The 12294-nt window shown below is 62.6% G+C and carries 12 protein-coding genes; all 12 read right to left on the bottom strand.

The annotated features are described in order from the left end of the window. Positions 1–971: P-type conjugative transfer protein TrbG (trbG, locus tag G6N73_RS26035; RefSeq protein ID WP_165032880.1), on the bottom strand; the 971-nt coding region annotated here is incomplete at its 3' end. After that, a complete protein-coding gene (gene trbF, locus G6N73_RS26030) occupies positions 961–1692 on the bottom strand; it encodes a conjugal transfer protein TrbF (protein ID WP_165032879.1) in 732 nt (243 codons plus the stop codon). The genes trbF and trbG, both read right to left, overlap by 11 nt. Beyond that, on the bottom strand, positions 1693–3015 hold the full coding sequence (gene trbL, locus G6N73_RS26025) for a P-type conjugative transfer protein TrbL (RefSeq protein WP_165032878.1): 1323 nt from the start codon (positions 3013–3015) through the stop codon (positions 1693–1695). A 33-nt stretch (positions 3016–3048) separates the two neighbouring features. After that, complete coding sequence (gene trbJ, locus G6N73_RS26020; protein ID WP_206079084.1) at positions 3049–3771, bottom strand: P-type conjugative transfer protein TrbJ; 723 nt, start codon at positions 3769–3771, stop codon at positions 3049–3051. 14 nt (positions 3772–3785) lie between these two features. Continuing rightward, on the bottom strand, positions 3786–6221 hold the full coding sequence (gene trbE, locus G6N73_RS26015; protein ID WP_165032877.1) for a conjugal transfer protein TrbE: 2436 nt from the start codon (positions 6219–6221) through the stop codon (positions 3786–3788). Further along, a complete protein-coding gene (locus tag G6N73_RS26010; protein WP_165032876.1) occupies positions 6215–6487 on the bottom strand; it encodes a VirB3 family type IV secretion system protein in 273 nt (90 codons plus the stop codon). The genes trbE and G6N73_RS26010 overlap by 7 nt, the downstream gene beginning before the upstream one ends. Further along, positions 6487–6795, bottom strand: coding sequence for a TrbC/VirB2 family type IV secretion system protein (locus tag G6N73_RS26005; RefSeq protein WP_165032875.1), 309 nt, complete (start codon positions 6793–6795; stop codon positions 6487–6489). The genes G6N73_RS26010 and G6N73_RS26005 overlap by 1 nt, the downstream gene beginning before the upstream one ends. An 11-nt stretch (positions 6796–6806) precedes the next feature. Further along, on the bottom strand, positions 6807–7775 hold the full coding sequence (gene trbB, locus G6N73_RS26000) for a P-type conjugative transfer ATPase TrbB (RefSeq protein ID WP_165032874.1): 969 nt from the start codon (positions 7773–7775) through the stop codon (positions 6807–6809). After that, positions 7772–8185, bottom strand: coding sequence for a CopG family transcriptional regulator (locus tag G6N73_RS25995; protein WP_165032873.1), 414 nt, complete (start codon positions 8183–8185; stop codon positions 7772–7774). Before G6N73_RS25995 ends, trbB begins: the two co-directional genes overlap by 4 nt. A 118-nt stretch (positions 8186–8303) precedes the next feature. Beyond that, the gene (locus tag G6N73_RS25990; protein ID WP_165032872.1) at positions 8304–10334 is read right to left on the bottom strand and encodes a conjugal transfer protein TraG; all 2031 of its coding nucleotides are present in this window, start codon (positions 10332–10334) and stop codon (positions 8304–8306) included. Positions 10335–10674: 340 nt separating this feature from the next. Then, entirely contained in the window at positions 10675–11601 is a 927-nt protein-coding gene (locus G6N73_RS25985) for a Kiwa anti-phage protein KwaB-like domain-containing protein (protein WP_165032871.1), read from the bottom strand. Then, a complete protein-coding gene (locus G6N73_RS25980; protein WP_165032870.1) occupies positions 11579–12178 on the bottom strand; it encodes a hypothetical protein in 600 nt (199 codons plus the stop codon). The genes G6N73_RS25985 and G6N73_RS25980 overlap by 23 nt, the downstream gene beginning before the upstream one ends. Positions 12179–12294 lie beyond the last annotated feature (116 nt).

Raw genomic sequence — 12294 nt, 5'->3', positions numbered from 1 at the left:
CTCGTGATGCGCACCACCTGCTGCGGCTCCGTACCAAGCCGCAGTTCGGCGGCGGCAAAGAGCCGGTCGACGACGTAGTAGTTGCCGCGCATCCGATAGTTGACGAGCTGGTTGTCGCCCTTGGCGCCGACCACGAAGAGCGGCGGTGCCTCGCCCTGATCGATGCGGCGCGGAAACTCGATATAGACCTTATGGCCGTCGTCGAAGGCGCGCACCGGGCGCCAGGGAGGGGTGTCGCCGGTAATGGAATAACGGAAGCGGATATCGTCCAGCGCCACGTTGGACGCTACCGGCATGGCAGCCTCGGCTTCAGCATTGCGCCGACGCAGGGCGATGATCTCGTCCTCGCTGTAGGTCCAGGAGATCGCCGCCATGGCGGTCTTTTCCGTGCTTTCGAGCTGCAGATGATAGGAGCGGCGGTCCGTCGTTACGACGAGATTGGTCTTGAGCCACGGCGCGAAAGGCTTGACCAACACATGGGTGCGCTGGTTGTCTCCGGAGCCACTCACCGTGTCGCCTATCACCCAGCGCACCGTGTCGCCGGCCGACACCGAGGTGAGCGTCTCGCCCGGCTGCAGCGCAATATCGGTGACGCGCTCGGGTGCCGCATAGAGCTGGTAGAGCGCGCCTTCCGCGTATGGGTAGACCTGAACCGCGTTGAGATAGCCATGTTTCGTCGGTTCCTGGGTGGCGGCCTTGTTGGCATCGGCGACGCGATCCTTGGGTGAGCGCTGATCCTCGGCCACCTTTCCCGGTTCGGGCTGCAGCTGACCTGGCAGTGGAAGGGGTTTTGGGACTTCGACGATCTTCACCGGCTTGTCCGGCGCCTTCTCGATGACGGCCGTTTTGAAGTCCGCCGCATCATACGAGATCTCGGGCGGCAGAACCGGCTTCGACGCGCAGGCAGACATGGCAAGCACGGACGCGGATGCGATCAGCGCAGCACGGATCGAGGACGCTCTATTCTTCATTTGCTGGCTCCTTCGGGGAAACAGGTGTCGGCGCGGCGCTGTCGAGCTCGCGCGACCAGTCGATGGCGTTGACGAAGACGCCGAGCGGGTTCTTGCGCAGCTGGTCGGTATTGCCTGGCGGACGGATCACCATCGTTAGGATCGCGATCCAGCGGGTCGTGCTGGCGAGGCTGCCCCGCTCAAAAACCTGTTCGGTCCATTTGACCTGGAACGAACTATTGGACGCCCTCACAACGCTGGTGACCTGCACCGACACGCTGCGCGTGCCGATCTTGCCGAACGGGTCGTTCGCCTTGGCGTATTCGTTGAGGAAGAGAGCGGCGCGGTCCGTGGCGAAGTCGTAAGCCGAAAGCCAGTTCTGCCGCACCAGCACCGGATCGGTGGAGATAGAGCGGACATTCGAAATGAAGCGGCCGAGATGCCAGGCGATCTGGGCATCGGAAGGCTCGTAGTCCTGGATCGCCGGTGCGACGGCGCGCGCCTCACCAAATCGGTCGACCTCGATGACGTAAGGCACGACGCGGCTTTGCATCGACTGCCACAGAAGTCCGCCGGAGAGGCCGGTCGCCAGCGCCAGGCAGCCGAAGGCCATGAGCCGCCAGTTCTTGGCTTGTACGCGAGCGGAGCCGATGCGCTCGTCCCAAAGCTGGCTGGCTCTCTGATAGGGCGTGGCGGGTTCGGGTGTCTTCCCGTAACGCTGAACGGGTCGCTTGAAGAGCATCTAGTCGTCCTTGTCGTTGAGGGAGGGATTGGCGCCGCCTCCCGGCCGGTCGCCGTCGCGGATTGCTTGCATCGCGGTATGCCGATGGGCTCGGGCCGTCTGCTCGGAACGCAGGCGTTTTGCCCAGGCCGGCGCGGCATCGGCAGATGTGTTGGCGGCGGCCTCCTGCCGGGAAGAGTTCGGTGCACCGCCCGTCGCCGTCCAGGCGGCATCGCGGCCGGCTTCGACGCTTCGACGGATCGGATCTGTTACCGTCCGGGCTCTCCGCACGACTACGCCACCCGCGGCACGCGCCACGCCGCCCATTCCAGCCACGCCGCCGGCCAGACCGGACTCGGCGGACGTGTCCCTTCCAAGGCGGTAGGCCGTGGAGGTAGCGGAACCCATGGCCGTGCCGGCGCGTACCGCGGCCAAACTGCCGCCGGCAGCCATACGGGCGCCAGCGAATGCCGTGCCGCCGGCAACGAGCGTCGCGCCCGCCGCCGTTGCCGTGGTTCCGAGCGCTGCGCCTGCACCAAGCTGAGGTGCGCCGGAAACTAGCCCGGAGGCGATGCCCGGTCCGAAGATGCCGAGACCGAGCAGCGCCAGCGCGCCCAGCACCTGCGACATGGCGGCGGCAAGGTCCGGCTCCTGGCCCTGCGGTGCAGAAGCAAACTCGGCAAAGAGCGTGGAGCCGATGCCGACGATGACCGCAAGCACCATCACCTTGATGCCGGACGCTATCACATTGCCAAGCACGCGCTCGGCCAGGAAAGCCGAGCGATTCCAGAGCGCAAAGGGCACAAGCACGAAGCCGGCTAGCGTCGTGAGCTTGAACTCCAGGATGGTGATGAAGAGCTGGATGGAGAGGATGAAGAAGGCGATGATGACGAGGAACCAGGCGAGCAACAGCACGAAGATGGTGAGCGCGTTGCCGAAGAATTCCGGGAAGCCGAGAAGCTGGCTTGCCTGATCGAGCAGTGGCCAGGCGCCTTCGAAACCGGTGGCGGCAATGCGGCCCGGCCGCAGAAGATCGTCGGGCGAGAGACCTCCGCCCGAGGCATTGATCCCGAGCCCGGCGAAGGAGCGGTAGATGATGCCGGCGAGGTTCGCATAATTGTTCAGGATGAACGCGAAGACGCCGACATAAAGCACCTTGCGGAGAAGCCGGCCGAAAATGTCGTGCTCACCGCCAAGCGCCCAGAACAGGCCTGCCAGCGTGATATCGATGCCGATCACGATGGTAGTGAGGAAAGCGACGTCGCCCGAGAGCAGACCAAACCCGCTGTCAATGTAGCGGATGAAGGTCTCCATAAATCGGTCGATGACGCCGAGATCGTTCATGCCGCCGCTTTCCTCGCTCCAACGGATGCCGGCTCAGTTGCCGGGATAGGCCTTGCCAGAGCCGAGGAAGCGCCGCGTCGTCTCGCGCGCGGCTTCCTCCGACTGCGCCTTGCGGGCGGCGTCCTCGGCTTCGGCCCGATACTGGGTCGCAAACAGCGTCTGGATCTGCATCTGCTGCTTGGCCGACAGCGCGATCAGCTGGTTGGTCGCCTGCTGGGCCTCCAGTGCGCCGGCGGCGCCCTGGCTGCGGTTGACGAGCTCAGCAAGCACATCGCCGTCGGTCTGGACGTTCTCGACGATCTGCGACTGCACTCGCATGGTCTGACGGAAGGCCTTCATGGCGCTTTGCCAGCGCTCGCGTGCTGCCGACGCTAGGTCGTTCACCTTGATCGTGCCGTCGTAGCTTTCCGGATACTTTTCTCGCCATTCACTCTCGAGCTGGTCGAGGTCAAAACTCAGCCCGTCGGCCTGGATCATCAGTCCGTCGATACGGTTAAGTGCGCCGGTCAGCTGGCCTAGCGAGGAGAAATCCAGGCGCTGAAGGTTGCGCGCCATGTTCTGCAGCATGGTCGCCTGGTTCTGCAGCGACTGGATCTGATTGTTGATCTGCTCCAGCGAGCGTGCCGCCGTCAGCACGTTTTCTGCATAATTCTTGGGATCGAAGACGGTGACTGCGAAAGCCGGTGGGGCAAATCCGGCGATCGGCTTGAGGATGAGGGACACGGTGACAAGTCCCGTAACAAGGTGGCGCCGCATGATTCTGAATGCTCCTATTCTGGTTGGGGGTATTGCCCGAGAAGCTCGGCGGCCCATTCGAGACCGCGAGCGCTCAGGAATCGGGAAGCGAAGTCGCGCCGGCCGTGCTCGGAAACGAGCGTGTCGATGAGGGTCTGCGCAGCCGGATCGGAGGCGCCGGAAAGCGCGAGTGCCGCGGGACCCAATCCCAGCTCGAACAGCCGGTTGCCGCGTCGCGACTGCAGATAATAGTGACGCTTCGGCGTGGCGCGGGCGATCAGTTCGATCTGCCGCTCGTTCAGACCGAAGCGCTCGTAGGCTGCCCGCGCTTGCGGTTCCACTGCACGGTCATTGGGAAGAAAAATGCGCTGCGGACAGCTCTCGATAATTGCCGGCGCGATGGAGGAACCGGCGATGTCGGCGAGCGACTGCGTGGCGAAGATCACCGACACGTTCTTCTTGCGCATCACCTTCAGCCATTCGCGGATCCGGGCGGCAAAGAGCGGGTTGTCGAGATAGACCCAGGCCTCGTCGAGAATAAGCAAGGTCGGCCGTCCGTCGAAGCGCTCCTCAAGCCGATGGAACAGGTAGGTGAGCACAGGCAGGACGACGCCTTGGCTGTGCATCAACTCCTCGGTCTCGAAGCACTGCACATCCGACAGCGCCAGCCGGTCATGATCGGCGTCGAGCAGCGGGCCGTAGGGGCCGTCCAGCGTGTAGGGCATCAATGCTGACTTGAGTGGATTGGACTGAAGCAGCACCGAAAGGCCGGTGAGCGTCCGTTCCTGTGCAGGTGCGGTGGCGAGGCTGGTCAGCGCCGACCAGAGCGCCTCCTTCACCTCTGGCGTGACGGTGACCTTCTCATGAGCGAGCAGGCCGGCGATCCATTCCGCGGCCCAGCCGCGGACGGCCGGATCGTCGATGTTGCGCAGCGGCTGGAAGGCGAATGAACCGTCAGCGCCGAGCGCATGATGCTCGCCGTCCATCGCAAGAGTCGCCGCCCGCGCGGAATTGCCCTTGTCGAAGACATAGACCTGAGCGCCGGGATAGCGGCGGAACTGCAGTGCAATGAGCGCAAGCAGAACGGACTTGCCAGCGCCGGTCGGGCCGACGATCAGCATATGGCCGACATCGCCGACATGGGTGGAAAGCCGGAAGGGCGTTGAGCCGCTGGTCTCGGCAAACAGCAGCGGCGGAGCTTCTGTCCCGGTGACCTTAACCAGATGCTCGTTCGCCTCCGGACCGGACCACACCGATGACAGCGGCATGAGATGGGCAAGGTTCAGCGTATGCACGAGTGGCTGACGGACATTGGCATAGACGTGGCCAGGCAGTGTTCCGAGCCAGGCCTCGACCGCATTGACGCTCTCGCGGATCGTGGTGAAGCCGAGCCCGTTAACAATGCGCTCTACCGCGCGAAGCTTCTCGTCGGCGGCCTGGCGGTCCTCGTCCCAGACTGTAACCGTGGCGGTGAGATAGCCGAAGCCGACATGGTCGCCGCCCAGCGCCTGCAGCGCGGCGTCCGCATCGAGCGCCTTGTTCTCGGCATCGCTGTCGACGAGCGGAACCGGCTCGTTGGTGACCACCTCGCGCAGGATCGCGCTGATCGATTTGCGCTTGGCGAACCATTGCCGGCGCAGCTTCGTCAGCGTCTTTGTGGCTTCCGTCTTGTCGAGCGGAATGAAGCGCGTCACCCAACGATAGGCGAATTCCTGGTGATTGAGCGCATCGAGGATGCCGGGCCGGGTGACATTCGGGAAACCAAGAATGGTGAGCGTGCGCAGATGCTGTTCGCCCAGCATCGGCTCCAGTCCGCCGGTAAGCGGCGTGTCGACCAGGACGCCGTCGAGGTACATCGGCGTTTCCGGTACGGCGACCGGATGGCGCCCGGTCGAGATCGTGCCGTGCAGGAATGTAAGCGTCTCGGCATCGTCGAGCGCGCGCACCTCGGGCATGAAGCCGGAGAGCAGATCGAGCACACGGTCGGTCTCGCCGCCGAATCGCGTCAGTTCCTGACGCCAGTCGCGTTTCCCAGTCTCACGCTCGGAGTCGACGAGCGCGCTTTCCGCTCGAGCCTGGCCATCGGGCGGCGGCATGAACAGCAAGGTCAAGTGGTAGCGGCTCTCGAAATGCGCGACTTTGCCTTCAAAGGCCGCGCGCCGTTCCTCGTCGACCAGCCATGACGCGGCGTCGGGGAAGGTCGACTCGGGATAACCGAGCGCCTCGACGCGCTCGGCCTCGAAGAAAAATGCCCAGCCGGAGCCGAGCCTTCTCAGCGCATTGTTGGCCCGGGCACAGATGCCGACCAGTTCGGCTTCCGTGGCGCTTTCGAGATCGGGCCCGCGAAATCGGAACGTGCGCTGGAAGCTGCCGTCCTTGTTGAGGACGATGCCGGGCGCGACCAATGCCGCCCATGGAAGATGATCGGCAAGCCGATTGGCTCTGCTGCGGTATTCCGAAAGATTCAGCATGCGAGCCAGCCCTTCAGGCGAAGGTGGCGGACGAGCACGCTCGCGAAATCCGGATCGCGGCGGGCGGCGAAGACCGCGAGCGTGTGGCCGGCTATCCAGAGCACCAGGCCAGCGATCCACTGCTGCATCCCAAGCCCGATCGCCGCGGCCACGGTGCCGTTGAGAATCGCCACAGCCCGCGGCGCGCCGCCGAGCAGGATCGGCTCGGTGAGGGCCCGGTGAACCGTAACCTCGAAGCCTTCGATATGCTGCTCGCCGGCCGCCATCAGACGAGCGCCCCGCCGCCGAACGAGAAGAAGGAGAGGAAGAAGGAGCTTGCTGCGAAGGCAATGGAGAGACCGAAGACGATCTGGATAAGCCGACGGAACCCGCCGGCCGTGTCGCCGAAGGCGAGCGTCAGGCCGGTGACGATAATGATGATCACCGCGACAATCTTGGCGACAGGCCCTTGAACGGATTCCAGGATGCGCTGCAGCGGCTCTTCCCACGGCATGCCCGAACCGGCCGCATAAGCCGGAGCCGTAAGAAGGAACGCGATGGCGATTGACGACAGAAAACTAAGCTTCTTGCGCATGAGGAGGCCTTTCAAAGCTGCTGGAGTTGCGAGGGCGTGAGCTGGGCGATCGCGTAGTCGCCATTGCCGTCGAGGCCAGTCACTTCGGCGATTGTATCGATGCGGCGCGAAGAGCCGCGCCCGGCGATGAAGACGATCAGGTCGATGGCTTCGGCGATGAGGCGGCGCGGGACGGTTACGACGGCTTCCTGGGCAAGCTGCTCGACCCGGTAGAGGGCAGAGCGTGCCGAATTGGCGTGAACCGTGGCGATGCCGCCCGGGTGGCCGGTGTTCCAGGCCTTCAGCATGTCGAGGGCTTCCGCACCTCTCACCTCGCCGACGATGATGCGGTCGGGCCTGAGCCTCAGTGTCGAACGGACGAGATCGGCGAGCGTGACTGAGCCGCGTCGGGTACGGAGCGCAACGCAATCCTTGGCCGCGCATTGCAGTTCTCGTGTGTCCTCGATCAGGATCACGCGCTCGTCGCACTCGGCGACTTGCGCCAACAGCGCGTTGGCGAGGGTCGTCTTGCCTGACGATGTCCCGCCGGCGACCAGGATGTTGCGACGATCGCGCACAACCTTCTTCAGCGCTTCGGCCTGGACCGGCATCATGATCCCATCGGCAACGTAATCGGCGAGCGTGTAGACACGTGCGGCCGGCTTGCGGATGGCAAAGCATGGCGCCAGCGCCACCGGAGGCAGCAGGCCCTCGAAGCGCTCGCCGGAGGGCAGCTCGGCGCTGACGATCGGATTGTCGGCATGGGCCTCGGCCCTGACGTGGGAGGCCACGAGGCGGACAATGCGTTCGGCCTCGGGCGGGTGCAGGCGCACGCCGGTATCGATGCGGCCCTCGCCGAGCCGGTCGAGCCGCAGCACGCCGTCGGGATTGGCCATCACCTCGATGACGGACGGGTCCGCCAAGGCGTCGGCGATTGCCTGCCCCATCGCGGTGCGGAGCATGGCGCGGCGACGGTGATCGGCCTCGGGATGAGAGGTCATTCGTCCCCTCCCCCGCTGTTTTCGTCGCGCAGAGAGCGCTTGCCAGACGCGATCTGGCGACCGACCTGCTCGACGAATTTCTGGAAGCGCTCCTGCGCCACCGCCTGCGTTGCCTTGTCGGGCACCGGTGTGTGAGCGTGGAGCGTGATGGAAAAGCGGATGAAGAGCGCCAGGCTCTCCAGGATCATCTCGGCATCGCGCCGGACGTGATCGAGGTCTCGCGACAGGCGATCGAGACGCTTGCCGTAGCGCCGGTCGAGCTCATTCTCTCCGCGCTGGTCGATGAAGGCCTGAACCGCCTTCGCCACGATCTCCGACTTGGTGGTCGAGGGACTGCGGCTGAGCTGGGTGAGCTTTTCGCTCAGCTCTGAATCCAGCAGAAACTGATGGCGGATGCGTGCGTGCTTCATGCGGCTCGTTCCGGTTTAGCCGGCGCTGCTGCGCCGGCTGCGGAAACAAGCATCGTTCAGACGCCCGAGATCGCTTATGGCCCTTATCTACGCTGAGATGCGCTCGGCTCTGGAAGGGTCAGAAGCCGGGCAAGATGTCCTTGTCCTCGCCCATACCCTCGTTGATGCCGTACACCCGCGCGGCATTGGAAATCCGGTCGATGACCTTCTTCTCGGCCGCCATATCGCCTTCGTCATCCGGAGGTCCGAACAGATCACCCTGGTCGGGCTCCGGTTTGGCGGCGGTGCGTTCCTCGGGCAGGCCGGGATGGCGCTGCTGCTGGACGCCGCCTTCGTCTTCCGTAACGGCTTCGAGTTGCTCATCCGTAGTGGAAAGTCGGCTGTCAACGCCGCGCACCTGCCCGTTCCAGTCGTCGGCCCGTGGCGCCGGTCGGTCCGCATAAGGACCGTCTGCGAGAACTGGTGCAGGCAACACCCGCTCGCTGAAATTCCGATCTTCGTAGTAGCGCAGCTTCTTGGCGCGGATCGGAGGCAAACCGGAGACCAGCACCAACTCGTCGGCCGGCGGCAACTGCATTACTTCGCCCGGCGTCAGCAGCGGGCGTGCGGTCTCCTGGCGACTGACCATCACATGCGAAAGCCAGGGCGCCAGCCGGTGGCCGGCATAGTTGCGCATGGCGCGCAGCTCCGTCGCCATGCCGAGCGCATCCGAGATCCGCTTGGCTGTTCGCTCGTCGTTGGACGAAAAGGCGATCCTCACATGGCAGTTGTCGAGAATGGCGTTGTTCTCGCCATAGGCCTTGGAGATCTGGTTTAGGGATTGCGCGATCAGATAAGCGCGGATGCCGTAACCGGCCATGAAAGCGAGCGCCGTCTCGAAGAAGTCAAGCCGCCCCAGCGCCGGAAATTCGTCCAGCATCATGAGCAGTTGATGCTTTCGGCTCTTTTTGGGATCGCCCTCCAGCCGCTCGGTGAGCCGCCGGCCGATCTGGTTGAGGATGAGCCGCACCAGCGGCTTGGTTCGCGAGATGTCGGACGGCGGCACGACCAGATAGAGCGACACCGGACGATCTCCATCCATTAAGTCGGCAATGCGCCAGTCGCAGGCCGATGTCGTCGTCGCCACCGTCGGATCGCGATAAAGCCCGAGGAAGCTCATTGCCGTGGACAACACGCCCGACCGCTCGTTTTCCGATTTGTTCAGCACCTCGCGTGCTGCCGAGGCGACGACGGGATGCATCTGCGGCTTTTCGGCCGTGCCGAGATGATTGGTGGTCATCATCCGCCGCAGCGTCGCGGCAAACGAGCGTTGCGGATCCGACAGGAAGGTGGCGACGCGGGCAAGCGTCTTCTCCTCCTCGGCATAGAGGACATGCAGGATAGCGCCGACCAGCAATGCGTGACTGGTCTTCTCCCAGTGATTGCGCCGCTCCAGCGCGCCTTCCGGATCGACCAGTATGTCGGCGATGTTCTGGACGTCGCGAACCTCGTGTGGGCCTTTGCGCACTTCCAGCAGCGGATTGTAGCGCGCCGATCGCGGATCGGTGGGATTGAACAGAAGGCAGTGCGAGAACTTGGACCGCCAACCGGCGGTTAATTGCCAGTTCTCGCCCTTGATATCGTGAATGACCGCAGAGCCGGTCCAGGACAAAAGCGTCGGAACGACCAATCCGACGCCCTTGCCTGAACGCGTCGGCGCAAAGGCCATGACATGTTCAGGGCCGTCATGGCGCAGATAGCGCAACTGCAATTCACCTAGGAATACTCCGGCCGGCCGAAACAATCCCGCCCTCTCGATCTCGCGCTTCGTGGCCCATCGCGACGAGCCGTATGTCGTGACCAGGCCACCCTGCCGTGCCCGCCAGAGCGAGCCAGCAACCGCAGCGGCACAGCCCATCAAGCCGCTGGCCGCCGCCAGCATGCCGGCCTTGTCGAAAACCTCGGGTGCGTAAGCCTCGAACTGGAACCACCACACGAACAGATTCCAAGGCTGGTAGATCGGCCAGCCGTTGGCGACGAACCAAGGCAGACCCAGATGCGGCTGATAGCCCAGCATGTGCGCGCACCATTGTGTCGCCGTCCATACGCCCAGAACGACGATGGTGAAGACAACGGCGATTTGGCCGATTAGGAGCTTCGTCGGTGTCATGAGCGCAGCTCCGCTGTTTTGACAGACGGAATGCAGCATGGCGCACAGTGTCAGGCAATCGAAGGGGCCTTATGTACGCTTTTGGTGCCATCGGGCGGACACATTTGGCGTCCGACGTGGGCCGGTGAAAACGGACCGTCTGATTTGAGTGAGGATGAGTGGGAAGCTGCCTTTCCGGTTCAACGGCCCAAGGACACCTTGGGCATCACACCGTAATGGCGAGGGACCCACCATCTCAATTCCAGACGTAGGCCGAGGAAATCACACGGAACTCCGACGAATCTCGCGATAAGCGGACGGTCAGCCCCGCGACCGCGATGTCGCAGAGGTACGACTGCTATCAGATGTTTACTGGCGTCGTGTCCTGAACATCGTAGATCAGCGTCGAGAACCCTGACCTGAGACGGTGATCGAGCAGCGCCTTCATGATGTCGGCGCACGTCTCAGGCGTGGCGATGATTTTCCCATCGTCGTCGAACTGCAAGGCGAACCCATACTCGGCGTGGGTTTCGCGCAGCCGCTCCATAAACGCCTCGTCGCGATAATGCCCTTTCGCGCGGATGGCACAGGCGCGCCGAAGCTGAATCTTGTTGTCGCCTATGTATCCGACGAGCGGCGCAACATTGACGAATATCGCGTGAAATTCGGCTTCTGCTTGGAGTTCCTGGAAATCCTCCCGCTGGGCCGCCTTGTGTCGCAAGATCGACTCGAACGCGCGCTTGTTCAAGATAAGGATTTCGCCACCAAGGACGATAAAATCGAACGTCCGGCTCAGTTCGAAGTGCGGCCGATCGTCAATGGCGAGCCGTTCGTCCTGAAAAAAAACGTTTCTTACGGACCGGGCTTTTCTGGTTTTCCATGTAGGATCGGTTTTCCGGATCCCGTAGGCTATCTGCTGACCGACAATGAATTTCGCTACGTAGAATTTGGCGTTCTGGAGATGTCGCACCTGCACCGCCTTTTTCAGGACAGTCTCCGCTACGATCTCTTCCAATAGATGCGCCAAGTGCGTTTCGTCGGCTTGGACGAGAAGGGCGCTCGCCTCATTGTTTTGTGCCAGAAGGCCGTAGTCGAGAACTTCCTCGATCCGTTCGAGATCACTGGAGAGCGTCGCCTTGAGCGCTTCATCGACCCCATCGGTCGTTTCGACCCATCGCCCCGAATAGATGGGCACTGCGTTGGCAGCCCCTCGTGGACCGCGCACCGTCCACAGGGCAACCTCCGCGCCTTCGACGTTCAGCGCCCTAAGATCGGCCAAGATCGGCATCGTGCTCTCCCACCTGGTCATGGTTCGCCTTGACGACCATAATCTCTTCAATCGTAGATTGCCGATAGCGATGGTTCGGTTCGATTGGCACCTTCGAAAGAACCCTTCCTATCCGTTCGGCATTGTCTGCGGGGAATGAGTACTTCACTTCGTAAAGCCGCCAACCGAAGACGATGAGAAGCGGGTTTAGAATCAACTGGCCTGAACGGTAGGTGATCAGAAACATCCATCCCAGGAATATTATGAGGCCGACAAATTTGCCGGTCTCTTGGTACTCGAGGCTCATAAAGGAGACGACATACGGAAGCGTGTAACTCATAAGCTCGGCAGGAACGTACTTCGATTCGATTATGTCGATCGATGTCTTGGGTTGTACCGTTGCGATGGCAGCGATGGAGAGCAGGAAGCATCCCAGACAAAGAGCAAAAAGTGTGATTGAAAAACCCGCATTCCTAAACGGCATGACGCATCCGTCAGAAAACGGAACACAGACGGAAGCTGCGAGCCATTCATACCGATAGTCCTGAGCAAGCAGGATTAGGCTCAACGGAAAGTATGAGCCGACGAAAATCAGCAACGATATGAGTAACCTGAAGCGCACTAATCACCCGATCTGATAACATGGGCAACTTAACCGTTTTGAAGTCTATTACCACAAATATTAATGGAGGGCTGGCGGCCCACTCGACTTCT

The organism is Allomesorhizobium camelthorni, from assembly GCF_011045125.1.
In the GTDB taxonomy this organism is placed as follows: Bacteria; Pseudomonadota; Alphaproteobacteria; order Rhizobiales; family Rhizobiaceae; genus Allomesorhizobium; species Allomesorhizobium camelthorni.
Note: the sequence above shows the minus strand (reverse complement) of the source record. Positions and strands in the feature narration are given on the sequence as shown.

Bases quoted from the DNA above. Each gene is read 5' to 3' on its own strand.
- G6N73_RS26005 (WP_165032875.1), bottom strand. From the start codon at position 6,795: ATGCGCAAGAAGCTTAGTTTTCTGTCGTCAATCGCCATCGCGTTCCTT.
- trbB (WP_165032874.1), bottom strand. From the start codon at position 7,775: ATGACCTCTCATCCCGAGGCCGATCACCGTCGCCGCGCCATGCTCCGC.
- trbJ (WP_206079084.1), bottom strand. From the start codon at position 3,771: ATGCGGCGCCACCTTGTTACGGGACTTGTCACCGTGTCCCTCATCCTC.
- G6N73_RS25995 (WP_165032873.1), bottom strand. From the start codon at position 8,185: ATGAAGCACGCACGCATCCGCCATCAGTTTCTGCTGGATTCAGAGCTG.
- trbL (WP_165032878.1), bottom strand. From the start codon at position 3,015: ATGAACGATCTCGGCGTCATCGACCGATTTATGGAGACCTTCATCCGC.
- trbE (WP_165032877.1), bottom strand. From the start codon at position 6,221: ATGCTGAATCTTTCGGAATACCGCAGCAGAGCCAATCGGCTTGCCGAT.
- trbF (WP_165032879.1), bottom strand. From the start codon at position 1,692: ATGCTCTTCAAGCGACCCGTTCAGCGTTACGGGAAGACACCCGAACCC.
- G6N73_RS25990 (WP_165032872.1), bottom strand. From the start codon at position 10,334: ATGACACCGACGAAGCTCCTAATCGGCCAAATCGCCGTTGTCTTCACC.
- G6N73_RS25985 (WP_165032871.1), bottom strand. From the start codon at position 11,601: ATGCCGATCTTGGCCGATCTTAGGGCGCTGAACGTCGAAGGCGCGGAG.
- G6N73_RS26010 (WP_165032876.1), bottom strand. From the start codon at position 6,487: ATGGCGGCCGGCGAGCAGCATATCGAAGGCTTCGAGGTTACGGTTCAC.